The sequence below is a fragment of the Oerskovia jenensis genome, assembly GCF_016907235.1.
GTDB classification, from domain to species: Bacteria; Actinomycetota; Actinomycetes; order Actinomycetales; family Cellulomonadaceae; genus Oerskovia; species Oerskovia jenensis.
Map to the genome: position 1 here is coordinate 3,258,143 of NZ_JAFBBO010000001.1, position 16,431 is coordinate 3,274,573.

At 73.5% G+C, this 16,431-nt stretch carries 14 protein-coding genes and 1 tRNA gene; 9 read left to right on the plus strand and 6 right to left on the minus strand.

Translation table 11 applies throughout. The features are described from left to right. Positions 1–85 precede the first annotated feature (85 nt). From JOD49_RS14700 to otsA, 3 genes are all read right to left on the minus strand, one after another. The gene (locus JOD49_RS14700; RefSeq protein WP_205307826.1) at positions 86–1,207 is read right to left on the minus strand and encodes an ABC transporter ATP-binding protein; all 1,122 of its coding nucleotides are present in this window, start codon (positions 1,205–1,207) and stop codon (positions 86–88) included. Positions 1,208–1,464: 257 nt separating this feature from the next. Then, the gene (gene otsB / locus JOD49_RS14705; RefSeq protein WP_205307827.1) at positions 1,465–2,361 is read right to left on the minus strand and encodes a trehalose-phosphatase; all 897 of its coding nucleotides are present in this window, start codon (positions 2,359–2,361) and stop codon (positions 1,465–1,467) included. Then, positions 2,358–3,848 carry an alpha,alpha-trehalose-phosphate synthase (UDP-forming) gene (gene otsA / locus JOD49_RS14710; RefSeq protein ID WP_239525223.1) on the minus strand — a complete coding sequence of 497 codons (1,491 nt, stop codon included), beginning with the start codon at positions 3,846–3,848 and terminating at the stop codon, positions 2,358–2,360. Before otsA ends, otsB begins: the two co-directional genes overlap by 4 nt. A 120-nt stretch (positions 3,849–3,968) precedes the next feature. On the opposite strand from otsA, the gene JOD49_RS20280 reads away from it, so the two are divergent. The 4 genes from JOD49_RS20280 (at position 3,969) to JOD49_RS14730 (ending at position 8,134) form a co-directional block, all read left to right on the plus strand. Beyond that, on the plus strand, positions 3,969–6,287 hold the full coding sequence (locus JOD49_RS20280) for a serine/threonine-protein kinase (RefSeq protein WP_239525224.1): 2,319 nt from the start codon (positions 3,969–3,971) through the stop codon (positions 6,285–6,287). Positions 6,288–6,337: 50 nt separating this feature from the next. Beyond that, entirely contained in the window at positions 6,338–6,952 is a 615-nt protein-coding gene (locus JOD49_RS14720; protein WP_205307828.1) for a hypothetical protein, read from the plus strand. A gap of 137 nt (positions 6,953–7,089) precedes the next feature. After that, positions 7,090–7,932, plus strand: coding sequence for a DsbA family protein (locus JOD49_RS14725; RefSeq protein WP_205307829.1), 843 nt, complete (start codon positions 7,090–7,092; stop codon positions 7,930–7,932). A gap of 129 nt (positions 7,933–8,061) precedes the next feature. Then, positions 8,062–8,134: transfer RNA gene (locus JOD49_RS14730), tRNA-Thr, on the plus strand. A gap of 156 nt (positions 8,135–8,290) precedes the next feature. Here JOD49_RS14730 and JOD49_RS14735 read toward each other — a convergent pair. Both JOD49_RS14735 and JOD49_RS14740 read right to left on the minus strand, forming a co-directional pair. After that, entirely contained in the window at positions 8,291–9,112 is an 822-nt protein-coding gene (locus tag JOD49_RS14735; RefSeq protein WP_307822564.1) for an SGNH/GDSL hydrolase family protein, read from the minus strand. 127 nt (positions 9,113–9,239) lie between these two features. After that, positions 9,240–9,896 (minus strand): uracil-DNA glycosylase, encoded by a 657-nt coding sequence (locus JOD49_RS14740; RefSeq protein ID WP_239526447.1) that lies wholly within the window; start codon positions 9,894–9,896, stop codon positions 9,240–9,242. 250 nt (positions 9,897–10,146) lie between these two features. Here JOD49_RS14740 and JOD49_RS14745 point away from each other — a divergent pair, with 250 nt between their 5' ends. The 4 genes from JOD49_RS14745 to JOD49_RS14760 all read left to right on the plus strand — a co-directional run bounded on the left by JOD49_RS14745 (position 10,147) and on the right by JOD49_RS14760 (position 12,990). Continuing rightward, complete coding sequence (locus JOD49_RS14745; RefSeq protein ID WP_205307831.1) at positions 10,147–10,467, plus strand: DUF3263 domain-containing protein; 321 nt, start codon at positions 10,147–10,149, stop codon at positions 10,465–10,467. Positions 10,468–10,498: 31 nt separating this feature from the next. Beyond that, complete coding sequence (locus JOD49_RS20805) at positions 10,499–11,167, plus strand: LytR C-terminal domain-containing protein (protein WP_205307832.1); 669 nt, start codon at positions 10,499–10,501, stop codon at positions 11,165–11,167. Between the two features lie 123 nt (positions 11,168–11,290). After that, entirely contained in the window at positions 11,291–11,494 is a 204-nt protein-coding gene (locus tag JOD49_RS14755; RefSeq protein ID WP_205307833.1) for a cold-shock protein, read from the plus strand. Positions 11,495–11,499: 5 nt separating this feature from the next. After that, entirely contained in the window at positions 11,500–12,990 is a 1,491-nt protein-coding gene (locus tag JOD49_RS14760; protein ID WP_307822566.1) for a phytoene desaturase family protein, read from the plus strand. 35 nt (positions 12,991–13,025) lie between these two features. Here the strand turns inward: JOD49_RS14760 and JOD49_RS14765 are convergent, their stop codons facing one another. Then, complete coding sequence (locus JOD49_RS14765; protein WP_239525225.1) at positions 13,026–14,480, minus strand: glycoside hydrolase family 15 protein; 1,455 nt, start codon at positions 14,478–14,480, stop codon at positions 13,026–13,028. A gap of 236 nt (positions 14,481–14,716) precedes the next feature. Between JOD49_RS14765 and groL the strand changes: the two genes are divergently transcribed. Next, a complete protein-coding gene (groL, locus tag JOD49_RS14770) occupies positions 14,717–16,348 on the plus strand; it encodes a chaperonin GroEL (RefSeq protein WP_205307835.1) in 1,632 nt (543 codons plus the stop codon). The last annotated feature ends 83 nt before the right edge of the window (positions 16,349–16,431 follow it).

The following is a 16,431-nucleotide window of genomic DNA, read 5'->3' on the forward strand; positions in this document are numbered from 1 at the left end:
GGCGCGGACGTTCCGCACCACCGGGAAGGATATGCGAAAGGGGCGGACCCGGCTGTCGCCGAGCCCGCCCCCGTGTCGCGCTGGGTCAGCTGAGGCGCAGGCCCGTCGCGGTCGAGAAGACGTGCGTGTTGCCCGGGCGGATCGCCACGTAGATGCGCTCGCCCTTGGCGGGCACGTTGCGCGGGTCGACGCGGACGATGATCTGGTTGTCGCCGGCACCCGAGTGGATGTCCGTGGTCGCCAGGTCGCCCTTGAGGGTGCCGTAGACGAACGCGTCGGAGCCGAGCTCCTCGACGATGTTGACCTCGACGGGGAACGCGCTCTCGTTGGCCTGCGAGGTGACCTCGAGGGCCTCGGGGCGGAAGCCGAGCGTGATCTTGCCCTTGTCGGCGTCGGTCAGCTTGGCCGTGGCCTCGCGCTCGAGCGGGATGCGGGCCGGGCCGACCTCGGCGAGGCCGTTGTTCACGGAGAACGTGCCGAGGTTCATCGCGGGGGAGCCGATGAAGCCGGCGACGAAGACGTTGGCGGGGGTGTCGTACATGTCGCGCGGCGTGCCGACCTGCTGCAGGAGACCGTCCTTGAGGACCGCGATGCGGTCACCCATGGTGAGGGCCTCGGTCTGGTCGTGCGTGACGTAGACGGTCGTGACGCCGAGGCGGCGCTGGAGCGACGCGATCTGCGTACGGGTCTGGACGCGGAGCTTGGCGTCGAGGTTCGACAGCGGCTCGTCCATGAGGAACACCTGGGGCTGACGCACGATCGCGCGACCCATGGCGACACGCTGACGCTGGCCACCGGAGAGCGCCTTGGGCTTGCGGTCCAGGTACTCCGTGAGGTCGAGGATCTTCGCAGCCTCCTCGACGCGCTGGCGGATGTCCGCCTTGGGCGTGCCGGCGATCTTCAGCGCGAAGCCCATGTTGTCCGCGACGGACATGTGGGGGTACAGCGCGTAGTTCTGGAACACCATCGCGATGTCGCGGTCCTTGGGCTGCACGTCGGTGACGTCGCGGTCACCGATGAAGATGTGTCCGCCGTTGACGTCCTCGAGGCCCGCGAGCATGCGGAGCGACGTCGACTTGCCACAACCCGAGGGGCCCACGAGGACGAGGAACTCGCCGTCCTCGATGTGCAGGTTGAGCTGGTCCACCGCAGGGCGCTCGGTCCCCGGGTAGAGCCGCGTTGCGTGGTCGAAAGTGACCGTAGCCATGATGGGTACATCCCTCCACCGGCAGGTACGTGCCGGACGATCCGTTGTGTAGTGACGTGCCGCGCTTTCACGTGGTGCGTGTCTGCTGTGACACAGAAGAAGTCGAACCTCCAGGGCTTCCGGTCTCCCGGGGACCCGGTGGTCCGACGTCATCGTTGCTCGGCATCCTACCCCCGGTTCCTGAGTTCTCCGTCACACCCAGGTCACGTCCAGGTCACGGTCACGGAGCGCCGCTCCTGCGCCCCCTCGTGCGCCGCTCAGGCGCCCAGCAGGTCGGCGAGAGCGGTCAGGGCCGCTGCGGCCGCGGCGGGGTCGGGGACGCGGAACGCGGCGAGGGTCTCGCCCGCGCCCACCTTGATGCCCACGTCGTGCGGGCCGAGCACCGCGAAGGCGCGCTCGTCGGTCACGTCGTCGCCCAGGTAGAGCACGGCCGGGGACCCGAGGCGCTCGCGCAGCGCGTCGAGCGCGATGCCCTTGGACGTGCTCGTGACCGCGATCTCGACGACGTCCTTGCCTGCCATGACGTGGGCGCCCAGCCGTTCGCCGAGGTCGACCGCGGCGGCCGACGCGGCGGCTGCCGGGCCGGCGGGGGACAGCCGGGTGTGCAGGACCGCGGCCGAGGGCTTGTGCTCGACCCAGGCACCCTCGACCGGGGCCGCGATCTCCTCGAGACCTGCCGTGACGCCCGCCAGGAGCTCGCGTTGGGCGTCGTCGAGGGCGACGGGGATGAGGCGGACGCGCGCCTCCGTGCCGTCGGCGCGCACGTGGCGCTCGTCGTCGGCCCCGTCCCGGAGGGGCGCGAGCACCTCGCCGGTCTCCGCGCCGTGGCTACCGACGAGCAGCGCCCCGGGCGGCGGCGACGCGAGGTGCGCGAGGTCCTCGATCCGCCGTCCCGACACGAGCGCGACGCGCACCCGGTCGGGTCCGCACGCCGCGAGCCGGGCGAGCGCGAGGGCGGAGCCCGGGGTGGGGCGCGACGCGAGCGGGTCGTCCCCGAGCGGGGCGAGGACCCCGTCGAAGTCGCTCGCCACGAGGACGGGGCCGGGCCGTGCGCCGGTGCGCGCCGTCCCGGCCGCGCTCGCGAAGGCCGCGAGGGCCGCGGTGAGGTCGGCGGCCCCGCCGGTCGTGGTGTGCTCGGTGCCCGACGGCGTCACGCGCCCTCCCCCTCGACGGGCACCTCGTCCGCTGCGCCGGACGGGGCGTGGGTGCGCGGGGTGTCGCGCGAGGGCATGGCCTGGAGCACGCCGAGGAACGACTCGGACCACTTGGAGACGTCGTCGGCCAGGACGCGGCGGCGCAGGCGGCGCATGCGCTTGCGCTGCTCGCGCACGTCCATGTTCGCGGCCGCGACGATGATGTCCTTCATGCCGTCGATGTCGTGGGGGTTGACGAGCAGCGCGCCGCCCGCGAGCTCGTCGGCGGCCCCGGTGAACTCGGAGAGGACCAGGACGCCGCGGTCGTCGGAGCGGGCCGCGATGTACTCCTTGGCGACGAGGTTCATGCCGTCGCGCAGCGACGTGACGAGCATGACGTCGGCTGCGAGGTAGAGCGCGGCCATCTCCTCGGGCGGGTAGGAGTGGTGCAGGTAGTGGATCGCGGCGTGACCGATCTCGGCGTACTCGCCGTTGATGCGGCCCACGAGGCCCTCGACCTGCTCGCGCAGCTCCTGGTAGGCGCCGACGTTCTCGCGGCTCGGGCTCGCGACCTGGACGAGCGTGACGTGCTCGACGTCGATGCGCCCGTCCTGCAGGATCTCGCCGTAGGCCTTGATGCGGTGGCGGATGCCCTTGGTGTAGTCGAGGCGGTCGACGCCGAGCATCATGCACTCGGGGTCGCCCAGGTCGGCGCGGATCTCGCGCGAGCGGGCCTGGACCTCGGGGGTGCGGGCGAGCTCGTCGAACGTGCGCGAGTCGATCGAGATGGGGAAGGCCGCGGCGCGGACGTTGCGCGACGGGCGGTCCTCGGCACCGGGCACGGTCACGATGGGGCCCCGGGTCGTGTAGCCCGTGAGGCGGCGCACGGCACGGATGAAGTTCGACGCGTCGCCCGCGCGCTGGAACCCGATGAGGTCCGCGCCCAGGAGGCCCTCGATCACCTGGCGGCGCCACGGGAGCTGCTGGAAGAGCTCGAGCGGCGGGAAGGGGATGTGGTTGAAGAACCCGATGCGCAGGTCGGGGCGCTGCTCGCGCAGCATGCGCGGCACGAGCTGGAGCTGGTAGTCGTGCACCCAGACGGTCGCGCCGTGCTCGGCCTGTGCGGCGGCGGCGTCGGCGAAGCGCTGGTTGACGCGGCGGTACGCGTCCCACCACTGCCGGTGGAACGCGGGGGGAGCGATGACGTCGTGGTACAGCGGCCAGAGCGTGTCGTTGGAGAAGCCCTCGTAGTAGCGCTCGATCTCGGTCGCGGACAGGGTCACGGGCACCAGGCGCATGTCGTCGGCGTCGAAGGGCTCGACCTCGAGGTCAGGAGCGCCCGACCAGCCCACCCAGGCGCCGTCGGACTTCTGCATGACGGGTTCCAGCGCGGTGACGAGTCCCCCGGGGGAGCGCTTCCAGTCGACGTGGCCCTCGTCGTCGACCGTGAAGTCGACGGGAAGCCGGTTGGACACCACGACGAGGTCGTAGCCGTCTTTGCCAGTCAATGGAGATCTCCTTGGTATTCGGTTGAACTTTGGTGAAACTCCACCCAGGTTATCGGTGTCGCGTCGTGCTTGCTCCCGGGAGCGCAGGGCACGGCCTCGAATTGTCGATACCTTGACACCATGGAGGAGGCGACCAGCAGACCTGTCGACCCGGCACGGAGCACCGGTGCCGCGCGGCGCGGTGGCCTGCCCACGGGCAGCGAGGTCGGTGGGTACCGCATCCTCGCCCGGCTCGGCGCGGGCGCCATGGGGGCCGTCTACGAGGCCGAGGACGGCGGCGGCAACCTCGTCGCGATCAAGTTCCTGCACGCCCACCTCGACGTCGACGCGCAGGGTCGCGAGCGCCTGCGCCGCGAGGCCGTCGCGCTCCAGCGCCTGCGGCACCCCGCGGTCGCGCAGATCCTCGACGTCGAGCTCGACGGCTCCGAGGCCTTCATCGTGACCGAGCTGGTCGACGGCCCCAACCTCGAGGAGGAGATCGCGACGGGCGGCCCGCTCGACGCACGCGACCTCTTCGAGCTCGCGGACCAGCTCGCCGAGGCGCTCGAGGCGGTCCATGCGGCAGGGGTCGTGCACCGCGACCTCAAGCCCAGCAACGTCCTGGTGACCCAGAACGGCCCGGTCCTCATCGACTTCGGCATCGCGCACGGGCTCGACGAGGCCCGCGCGACCTCGACCGGCCTCGTCATGGGGACGCCGGGCTACCTGGCCCCCGAGCTCCTCGAGGGCGCGGCCCCGAGCGCCAACAGCGACTGGTGGGGCTGGGCCGCGCTGCTCGCGTTCGCAGCGACCGGACGGCCGCCGTTCGGCATGCGCCCCGTCGAGGCCGTGCTCGCGCGCGCCCGAGCGGGCGAGGCGGACCTCGACGGCCTGGGTCCGCGGACGGCCGCGGCGCTCGCGGCGGCGCTGCGGGCGGACCCGGCGTCCCGGCTCGGCCCGTCGGAGGTCGCCGGGGTCCTGCACGCTGCGGCGCAGGACGGAGACGGCCCGACGGCGTCGCCCGCCACGGGCGCGACGGAGATCGTCCCGCAGCACTTCAGCGGGGGCGGGGTGGCCGGTGGCGCGGCGCTCGCTGGCGCCGCCGCGGCCGGTGCCCTGGGGGGAACGCTCGCGGCGGCCGAGAGGGCCGCCGCCGTGGGAGCCGCAGCGGCCGCGGACGGGGCCGGTGCGACGCCGGCCGCGACGAAGGTCCTGGGCGCCGGCGCAGCCGTCGGAGCTGCTGCCGGTGCCGGCGCTGGTGTTGTCGGCGCGGCCGGTGCCGCGGCGACGGTCGTCCTGCCCGCCTCGGCCGGTGACGTCCAGCCGACGAGCGTCGTCCCGACCGTGCGCTCGGCCGTGCCCCTGCCGCGACCGACCCCGCCCGCACCGTCGATCCCACCGCTCGCCGCGACCCAGATCATCGCGAACGACGGTCGGACCGTCGCCGTGCCCACGGCCCCGCCCGGCCCACCCGGCGCGCCGGGGTCGGCGGCGGTCCCGCCGCCCTCGGTGCCCCCGGCATCCCTCGCCGGCGCGGCACAGGTCCGGCCGACCGCCCTGCAGCCGACCGCGGTGCAACCCGCCGTCCAGCAGCCCACCCTGCGGCAGCCCGCGGTCCCCGCGGCGTACCCCGGGACCTACCCGCCCGCCCAGGGGCCGTACCCGCCGCCCTCCCAGAACCCCTACGCACCGCAGCCCGCTCCGCCCGCGGAGGCTCCGGCGTCGGGCGGGAAGAAGCGGCGCGGCGCGCAGGTGGCCGAGCCGGAGGGCGGGGACCCGCTCGACGCGTTCGGCCGTCCTCTCGGCGTGATCTCCGCGCCCGGCTACGCCCGACCAGCCCACCGTCGCCGGGCCGGGACCGTGGCCGCGCTCGGGCTGCCGCTCGTGCTGCTCGCCGGGACCTCCCCGGGCCTCGCGTTCGTGCTGCTCGCGCTGGTCGTGGTCGTGCTGCGCGTGGTCGGCGTGGGCGCGGACTCGTTCCACGGGCGCCGCGAGCGCAAGGGCGTGCAGCGCAGCGACGGGGCGCGCGCCGCGGTCGCCGTGCCCTGGTACGCGCTGCGCGCCGTCGTCGGCGCGGTGCCCTCGCTGCTCGTCGCGCTGTGCGGCGGAGTGCTGCTCGTCGTGGGCTCGTGGTGGCTGCTCGCACCGGGCATGCTCGTCCTCGCCCCGCAGCAGTCCGTCGAGGCGCGGTCGGTCGGAGGCGCCAACGAACCCTGGGTGTTCACGGTCGTGCTGTGCGTCGCGATGGCGGTCACGGTGCTGCTCGCATGGTTCGGGCCGCTGTCCGGTCTCACCCGGTACGGTGCGCGCACCACGCTCGCCCACGTGGCACCTGGGCGTGTGGGGGCGATCTTCCTGGTGCTCGTCGGGCTCGTCCTCGCGGCGCTCGTGCTCTTCGCGTTCGGAGACGGCGCCCCGATCGACTGGGCGCCCTTCCCCGGTCCGCCGCCGAGCCTGTGAGCCCACGTGTCTCACCGGAAACTCCCAGACAGCGCGGGTACCCTTACCTCGTGACCAGGACGTCCACCCCGGGAGCGCCTTGCGGCGCGGCCCCCGGGACCGCCCCGAACGAGGCCGCCCCCGCGGCCCGCTCGCGCGTGCGCACGGACGCTCCCGAGCGATGGCTCGCCCGGTCGCTGCCCGCCATGACCTCGCTCGTCGTCGCCGGCTTCCTCCTCCTCGTCGGGACCCTGACGCTCCTCGCGGACCGCGGCTTCAGCCTCGTGCACCAGTGCCTGCCCGCGCCGGGCGGCTGGGGAGTGGCAGGCATCCACCTGGCGCTCCTGCGCGAGTCCGCGCACTGCCCCGCCGGGACCGCCGCGCTCGGGGGAGACCCCGCCCGCGTCGTCACCGTCGTCGGCGTGCTCGCGCTGCCCGTGCTGCTCGCCCACCTCGCGCTGCTCCTCGCCGGGTGCGGGCTGGCCGCCGTGGCCCTGCGCGTCCGGGACCGGCTGACCGCCGTCCTGAGCCCGCGCCGCACGGTCGCACTGCTGCAGGTGCCGCTCGCGCCCGTCGCCCGCTCCTGCCGGCAGGTCGTGCGGTCCGCGACCAAGGTGCTGCACCACCTCGCGCTCGCCGCGGTGCGCTCGCTGCGCGGGCCACCCGCCGCGCTCGCGGCCGCCTGACGACTCGATCCCGACTCGTCACCGCCGCGCGACCGGGTGCCACCCGCACCCTGGGCACGCGTGGCACGGACCGCTACCCTCGCGACCAGTGCGGCCCTGAGCGGGACCGCGCCACCACACGACCTCCAAGGACTCCCATGTCGAACGAACCCCGTCAGACCAAGGCCGACCGCCGCGACGCGGCCCGTGCCGAAGCCCTCGCGCTGCGCGAGGCCCAGGCCAAGCGCGACAAGCGCAACCGTGCGATCACCATCGGCGCCCTCGTGGGCGGCCTCGCCGTGCTCATCGGCGCCTTCCTCTGGGTCTTCATCCCCGCGATGAACCAGAAGGACGCCCAGAAGACCGAGCCGCTCACGGGCGTCACGGCGCCCGCCACGGCCAACGACACGGGCGGCATCCCGGTCGGTACGGACGGCGTCGCGGGGACCAGCACCGAGGGTGCCGTCGAGCTCGGCGTGTACTTCGACTACATGTGCCCCATCTGCGGTGACTTCGAGTCCGTCAACGCCGCCTCGATCGACGAGATGCGCACGGCCGGGGACATCACCCTGGTGCAGCACCCGGTCGCGATCCTCGACCGCTTCTCGTCCGGCAGCCAGTTCTCGACGCGCTCCGCCTCCGCGGCCGCGTACGTCGCCGAGCACGCCCCGGAGCAGTTCAACGCGTTCAACGAGGCGATGTTCGCCAACCAGCCCGAGGAGAACACGGCCGGCCTGACCGACGCGCAGATCGCCGAGATCGCCAAGACCGCGGGCGTCCCGGCCGACGTGGCCGACAAGATCGCCGCGGGCGACGCGACCAAGGAGTTCGGCAAGTGGGCCGAGGGCGCGACCAACCTCGCCACGCAGAACCCCGACCTCGCCAACCCGCAGAGCGGTGGCTTCGGCACGCCGACCATCACGATCAACGGGGAGCGCTGGGACGGCAACTGGACCGACCCGGCCGAGCTCAAGAAGGCCGTCGAGGCCGCCAAGGGCTGATCGGCTCGGTCGGCGTCCGTCCCTGGTGAGGGACGGGCGCCGACCGCCTGCCCGACGCGCGTCCGCCGTAGGCCCGGCACCCGGTAGGCTGTTCGCGCACCTCACGGTGCCGCTGCCCTCGGGTGGCGTGCCGCCTTAGCTCAGCTGGTAGAGCACTCGCCTTGTAAGCGAAAGGTCGTCGGTTCGAACCCGACAGGCGGCTCCGGTCCCACCACGAAGGCCGGCGTCCCGCAGCACGAGCTGCGCGACGCCGGCCTTCGTCGTCGAGACGGTCGAGACGGATGGGTGCCGGACCCGCCGTCGGCCGGCCGGCTCGGCCCCGTCGCCCGACGAACCTCGGGTTCGGCACCCGTCGGCGCTACGGCGACTGCACCGGGGTCAGCACGGGGGCCTTGGGCTCGCGCAGGTCGCCCGACGAGTGGCCCCGGAGCCGACGCGTCGCCCACGGGTACACGTGCACGCGCACCCACTCGGCGTTCTGCCGGGCGCGGTCGAGGAGCGGGACGGGCGGGAGGGGAGCCAGCGGGTCGTCCCACGTGGCGTCGTCGGGCGTCTGCCCCAGGCCCACGAGCGCGGCCTGCGCGACGCGACGGTGCCCGTCGGGCGTGAGGTGGATGCGGTCCTCGGACCACATGCGCCAGTCGTGCAACGACGCCATGCCCCACAGGTCCAGGACGTGCGCGCCGTGGCGGCGCGCGATCGACCAGATGTGCGTGTTGAACACTCCCACGCGCCCGCGCGTGAGGCCCACGAGCGGTGAACCCGACGTGTCGAAGCCCGTGCCCAGCAGGACGTCGATGCCCTCGGCGCGCAGCCGCCCGACCGCGTGGTCCAGGTTGCGGGCCAGGCGGTCGACGTCGGCCGCGGGGCGCAGGATGTCGTTGCCGCCCCCGATGAGGCTCACCAGGTCGGGCTTGAGCGCGAGCGCGGCCGGCACCTGCTCCGAGAGGATCGAGCGCAGGAGCCGACCGCGGATCGCGAGGTTGGCGTACTCGAGCGGCGCCTCGCCCGCGGCGCTGCGTCGCGTCGACAGGTGCCCCGCGAGGAGGTCGGCCCAGCCGCGCTGGCGGTCCGGGTCGTTCGGGTAGGGGTCCCAGAGTCCTTCCGTGAACGAGTCGCCGATCGCGACGTAGCTGGCCCAGCGGGGCGCGTTCTCCCTGTGCGGGTGCGAGGTGGTCACCGGTCCATTGTGTGACAACGGGCGGGCTACGTCCCGTGAGATCGCGGTCCGACGTCGGCGCGCGCCCGGGTGGGCCGGCGCGGTGGGGGCCGTGGTGGCCCGGGCGCCGGGCGGTCGCGAGCCCGCGTCAGGCCGTCGGCAGCGTCCAGTCCACCGGTGCCGACCCCTGGGCCACGAGCAGCTCGTTGACCCGCGAGAAGGGCCGCGAGCCGAAGAACCCGCGGCGCGCGGACAGCGGGCTGGGGTGCGCGCTCTCGACGACCGGGGTCTCGCCCAGGAGGGGCTTGAGCGTCGCGGCGTCACGTCCCCACAGGATCGCGACGAGCGGCTCGTCGCGCGCCACGAGCGCACGGATCGCGGCCTCGGTGATGGCCTCCCAGCCCTTGCGGCGGTGCGAGCCGGTGTCGCCCGCGCCGACCGTCAGGACCCTGTTGAGCAGCATGACGCCCTGGTCGCTCCACGCGGACAGGTCGCCGTGCACGGGGGTGGGGGTCCCGAGGTCGGTCGCCATCTCGGCGTAGATGTTCTGCAGCGAGCGTGGGACGGGCCGCACGTGCGGCTGGACGGAGAACGACAGGCCCATCGCGTGCCCGGGGGTCGGGTAGGGGTCCTGGCCCACGATCAGGACTCGCACGTCGGCCAGCGGTCGCTGGAAGGCGCGCAGGATGTCCGACGGCGCGGGCTGGTACGGGCGTCCGGCCGCCGCCTCCGCGCGGAGGAAGTCGCCCACCGCGCGGAGCTGGGGTTCGACGGGGGCCAGCGCCTCGGCCCAGTCGGGGGCCATGATCTCGGCGAGCGGACGGTGGGCGGGGCCGACCGCACCGACCTGCGCGGAGTCCGGGACGGACGCGTCGGGGGTGGTGGGCCGGACGTGCTCGAGGGGACCCGAGGACGGCGGCGTCGCGAAGCTGTTCACGCCGCGAGGGTACGCGAGCGGGTGAATGACACGCGTGTGGTTCGCGCGTAGGCTGGTGCGGTCCAGGTGCCCGCTCCTGCCGGAGCGGGTCGCGTCCCGACGAGTGAGGATCCCGTCCATGAGCGAAGCGTTCGCCGCGACCGAGGCTCTCGACGCGCCCACCGGGACGGACGAGGGGCCCGCCACGGAATCGGCTCTCTCGGCCCGCGACCAGGAGATCCTGGCCTTCGAGCGTCAGTGGTGGAAGTACGCCGGGGCCAAGGAGCAGGCGGTCCGCGAGCTCTTCGACATGACCGCCACCCGCTACTACCAGGCGCTCAACACCTTGATCGACTCGCCGGCCGCTCTGGCGCACGACCCCATGCTCGTCAAGCGACTGCGTCGCATGCGGTCCACCCGGCAGCGCGCCCGCTCCGCACGTCGCCTCGGCGACATTTAGTCGCTGGGCCAAGTCGGGCTAACCTGTCGCCGTGAGCAAGAGCGATTACCCCTACGCGCCTGACGAGTTCGACGTCCCCGCGCCCGAGGGCGCGCCCGTGGGGGTCTATCGCGCTCCACGCAGCGGCTGGAGCAAGACCTGGCCCTTCCTCCTCGTCGCGGTGATCTTCGCGGGTCTCGCGATCGGTGGGGTGGCCGCGATCTCCGGTGGTTTCAGCCAGAAGCCTTCGGCCGAGGCCGAGCAGCCCGCCGCGCAGCCGCCGGCCGACGACGCGGGTGCCGAGGAGCCTCCGGCGGACGACGGGGCGGCCGAGGAGCCTCCGGCGGACGGCGAGGCGGCCGAGGAGCCTCCGGTCACCGAGGAGACTCCTGCGCCCCCCGCGACGGACCTCACGGCTCTGCTCGCCGCGGCCGACAAGGGTGCCTACGTCCGGGTCCTGAACGACGACGGCCCCGAGGGCGAGTCCCGCGTGGGCAAGGAAGCGCTCCAGGCGAAGGGCTTCACCAAGGTCGAGTTCGCGCCCTACCCCGGCGACTCGGGGCTCACGGCGAACACGGTCTGGTACACCGCGAACCGCAAGGAGACGGCGACGGCCGTCGCGGCGGCTCTCGGCATCCCCGCCACGCAGATGACGCAGACGCAGGTGCGCGAGGGCGACGTCGTCGTGGTCGTCAAGACGGCGCTCACGCCCGCTCCCTGATCTCCCGGCCGGGGTTCGCGCCGCTCCGCGGCCTGCTTTCCTCGTGTGACCCCTGCCACTAGGCTCGGACTCACCCCCGGGGCACGTGGTGTCTCGACGTCGGCACCGCACGAGGAGACGCAGATGGCACACGGCACCGTCAAGTGGTTCAACGCCGAGAAGGGCTTCGGGTTCATCACCCCGGACTCGAGCGGGCCGGACCTCTTCGTCCACTACAGCTCGATCCAGAGCGACGGCTACCGCTCGCTCGACGAGGGTCAGCAGGTCGAGTACGAGCAGGGGCAGGGTCAGAAGGGCCCCCAGGCCGAGCAGGTGCGCGCGCTCTGAGTGCCGTGACCCCCGCCCGGCACCTGACCGAGGTGGACGTCGTCGTCGTCGGGTCGGGTCCCAACGGGCTCGCCGCAGCCGTGACGTGCGCGCGGGCAGGGCTGTCCGTGCGCGTCCTGGAGGCGCAGCCCACCGTCGGCGGCGGCTCTCGCACCCTGGACCTCGGTCTGGCCGACGGCCTGGTCCACGACATCTGCTCGGCCGTGCACCCCATGGCCTGGGCGTCGCCGTTCTTCCAGGCTTTCGACCTGCCCTCGCGCGGCGTCGAGCTGCTCGTCCCGGAGGTCTCGTACGCCCAGCCGCTGCCGGGCGGTCGCGCGGGGATCGCCTACCGGGACCTCGACCGGACGGTCGACGGCCTGGGGCCCGACGGCGCCGCGTGGCGCTCGCTCCTCGGCTCGCTGTCCCGGCAGCCCGGGCACGCGGTCGCGACGGCGCTCGGCGACAAGCGCAGCATCCCGGCGGGCCTCCTCCCGCACGGGGTACCGACCGCGGCTCGTCTCGTGCGCGGGGTGCTCGAGCAGGGCACCGGCCTGTGGGACCGGCGCTTCGTGGGGGACGTCGCACCGGCCCTCCTCACGGGGGTCGCGGCCCACGGGATCGGCCCCGTGCCGTCGCTCGCGTCGGCCGGGATCGCGATGCTCCTCGGGTCGCTCGCGCACTCCGAGGGTGGCTGGCCGATCCCCCGCGGGGGGTCGGGGGCGATCGTGACCGCGCTGGTCGCGGACCTCGAGGCGCACGGCGGCGAGGTCGTGACCGACCACCCCGTCCGCTCGGAGGCGGACCTCCCGCCCGCGCGCGCGATCGTCTTCGACACGACGCCCCGCACGGTCGTCGAGGTCTTCGGGTCTCGTCTGACGGGCCGGGCCGCGCGGGCGCTCACGGCGTTCCCGTACGGCAACGCCGCGGCCAAGGTCGACTTCGTGCTGCGCGGGCCGGTGCCTTGGCAGCACCCCGAGGTGGGTCGGGCGGGGACGGTCCACGTCGGCGGCACGCGGGCCGAGATGGCCGCGGCGGAGGCCGCGGTCGCCGAGGGCGGGCACGCCGAGCGTCCCATGGTGCTCGTGAGCGACCCGTCGGTTGTCGACCCGTCCCGCCGCGTGGGGGACCTGCGCCCCCTGTGGACGTACGCGCACGTCCCCGCGGGCTCGACGCTCGACGTCACGGAGGCGATCACCGCCCAGATCGAGCGTTTCGCACCCGGCTTCCGCGACGTCGTCGTGACCTCGCGGTGCGTTCCCGCCGCGCGCATGAGCGAGCACAACGCCAACTACGTGGGTGGGGACATCGCGGCGGGGGCGGTCAACCTGTGGAGGGTCGTCGCGCGCCCGACCGCTCGCCTCGACCCGTACGCGACGGGCCTCGACGGCGTCTACCTCTGCTCGGCCTCCACGCCGCCGGGTCCAGGGGTGCACGGGCTCGGCGGCTGGTACGCGGCCCAACGCGTGCTCCGCCGAGAGTTCGACGTGCCGCACCTGCCACGTCTGACGCCCTGAGGCCCTGACGCCCTGACCAGACGTCGACCGTCGGCTCAGGGAAGCACGGCCGCTGCCGCGCGCTGGTCCTCGAGCTCGACGAGGGTCAGCACCACGAGCGACGAGCTCCACGTGAGCGGCGCGACCGCCGCGGGCGAACCGTCCGCCAGGACCTTCTCCGGGATCGCACCCGAGGCCGTGCGGTGGGTGTCGAGCCAGTCGAGCCAGCTCTCGGCGGCCTCGACCTCACCGGTCGAGGCCCCGGCCAGCGCGAACAGGGCCGTCTGGGGCGTCCACGAGATGCCGTCCGTCCGCCAGCCCGCTCCGGGAGCGACCCCGCCCGCGGGGCGGAGCATCGACATGACCGACGACCGCCACGCGTCGTCCGCCCCGGCGAGGGCCGTGGGCTGGAAGGGCGGCAGCGCGAAGGTCGTCGCCGCGTCCTGGGGGCCGCCCGACGCGTGCCGCGGGTAGCCCTGCGGGCCGAAGCGCTCCTCGATCGCCGTGCGCAGCCGGGCGGCGGCGCGAGCGGCGTCGGCCGCCGGTGCCCACTGCTCGCCGTCGGCGTAGATCGACCGAGCGGCCTCGAGGCCGGCGAGCAGGGGAGCCGCGGTGCCGAGCGTCAGCTCGGTCGGGTGGACCTCCCAGTAGTCGCTCGACGGGGGCGGGAGCGCGGTGTCCTCGTCGAGGATGCTCAGGACGTAGGCGGTCGACGCGTCGACGAGCGGGGCGAGCCGCTCGCGCGCCGCCGCCCGGTCCTGGGGGTCCTCGATCTGGTCGAGCACCGACCAGGCCGACCACAACGCCCACCCGTTGCCGTCGGACTGGCTGCCCCGGTCGTCGGGCGCGCCCGAGGCATCGGGACGGTAGCGCGCCTGGAACGAGCCGTCGGCCTCCTGGACCGAACCGAGGAAGTCGAGGACCCGCGGGGCGTCGTCCACGTGCCCGGTGCGCGCGTAGGCCGCGGCCGTGAAGGACGCGTCACGCGGCCAGACGAAGCGCCACTTCGGCGAGGGGGCGGCGAGCGAGGCGCCGTTCTCGAGCGTCAGGGCGTGCAGGTCGAGCAGCGCGGCCTCTCCCAGGGCTGCGAAACGGGTGCCCTCCCCGGGGAGGTCTCCCGCGGCGAGCCAGGCCCGCGAGGCGTCAGCGGCACGTTCGGCGGCCCCGCCGTCCTGGACCAGGTCCGCGGTGACGGGAGCGCCGGCGATCACCGTCAGACGGTCGACCTCGCCGTCCCGGGGGTCGAGGCCGGCCTCGAGCCACCCGGGGTCGAGCGCGGCGGGGTCGAGGACCCTGCTGCCGTCGAGGTAGGTGGCCGCCATGCCGTCCGGGAGGCGGAGCAGGGAGCCGTCCCCGGCGATCGCGACGCCGTCCTGGTAGAGGTCGACGTGCACGTCGGTCGGTAGCGGGGCGGGGGTGGCGCCTGCGGTCACGAGCACCACGACGGGGGCGATCGCTGCCCCCAGCACCGCCAGTCGCCACCTCGTCGTCGCGAACCTCACAGTGCGCATCCTAGGACGAGCCGGACCCTCACCGTTCCGCTGCGGGCGATAGGTCGAGGCTGGCCTTGCACTCGCACCGGCGGAGTGCCAATAATGGCGTTAGCACTCTCGGTATGAGAGTGACAGGTTTCTCTGGTCGTCAGGTGAGGCCCGCGAGTCGGCGTGACATGAACGCCGGTGTGCGCGAGCCGTCCGTCGCGGGCGCCGACCGACCGTCACACGCCACCAGCGGAGGATCAATCCCCATGGCAAAGATCATCGCCTTCAACGAGGAGGCTCGTCGCGGGATGGAGCGCGGGCTCAACGTCCTCGCCGACACCGTGAAGGTCACGCTCGGCCCCAAGGGCCGCAACGTCGTCCTCGACAAGAAGTGGGGCGCGCCCACCATCACCAACGATGGTGTGAGCATCGCCAAGGAGATCGAGCTCGACGACCCGTACGAGAAGATCGGTGCGGAGCTCGTCAAGGAGGTCGCCAAGAAGACCGACGACGTCGCGGGTGACGGCACCACCACCGCGACCGTGCTCGCCCAGGCGCTCGTGCGCGAGGGTCTGCGCAACGTCGCGGCCGGCTCGAACCCGATCGCCCTCAAGCGCGGCATCGAGAAGGCGGTCGAGGCCGTGACGGCCCAGCTGCTCGTCGCCGCCAAGGACATCGAGACCAAGGAAGAGATCGCCGCCACGGCCGCGATCTCGGCCGGTGACCCCGCGATCGGCGAGCTCATCGCCGAGGCCCTCGACAAGGTGGGCAAGGAAGGCGTCATCACCGTCGAGGAGTCGAACACGTTCGGCCTCGAGCTCGAGCTCACCGAGGGCATGCGCTTCGACAAGGGCTTCCTGGCCCGCTACTTCGAGACCGACCCCGAGCGTCAGGAAGCGGTCCTCGAGGACCCGTACGTCCTGATCGTCGAGTCGAAGATCTCGAACGTCAAGGACCTGCTGCCGCTGCTCGACCAGGTCATGAAGGCCGGCCGCAGCCTCCTCATCATCGCCGAGGACGTCGAGGGCGAGGCCCTGGCCACCCTCGTGCTGAACAAGATCCGTGGCACCTTCAAGTCCGTCGCCGTCAAGGCTCCGGGCTTCGGCGACCGCCGCAAGGCCATGCTGCAGGACATCGCGATCCTCACGGGTGGCCAGGTCATCTCCGAGACGGTCGGCCTCAAGCTGGAGACCGCGACCCTCGACCTGCTCGGCCAGGCTCGCAAGGTCGTCGTCACCAAGGACGAGACCACGATCGTCGAGGGTGCCGGCGACGCCGACCTCATCGCGGGTCGCGTGAACCAGATCCGTTCCGAGATCGAGAAGTCGGACTCCGACTACGACCGCGAGAAGCTCCAGGAGCGCCTCGCCAAGCTCGCCGGTGGTGTCGCTGTCATCAAGGCCGGCGCCGCGACCGAGGTGGAGCTCAAGGAGCGCAAGCACCGCATCGAGGACGCCGTCCGCAACGCGAAGGCTGCCGTCGAGGAGGGCATCGTCGCCGGTGGTGGCGTGGCTCTCATCCAGGCCGGCGCCGTCGCGTTCGAGACCGCCGCGATCACCGACCTGGTCGGCGACGAGGCGACCGGTGCGCAGATCGTGCGCGCCGCGATCGACGCCCCGCTCAAGCAGATCGCGATCAACGCCGGTCTCGAGGGTGGCGTCGTGGCCGAGAAGGTCCGCAACCTCCCCTCGGGCCACGGCCTGAACGCCGCGACCGGCGTCTACGAGGACCTGCTCGCCGCAGGCGTCAACGACCCGGTCAAGGTCACGCGCTCCGCGCTGCAGAACGCTGCGTCCATCGCAGCGCTCTTCCTCACGACCGAGGCAGTCGTCGCGGACAAGCCGGAGCGCAACGCCCCGGCCGCCGCTGACGGCGGCATGGGCGGCATGGACTTCTGATCCGTCCGCTCACGCGGCCGGGCTCCTAGGAGCCCGCGCAGCCGAACCGAAGGGCCGTCCGGCCAGGGAGACCTGGTCCGGGC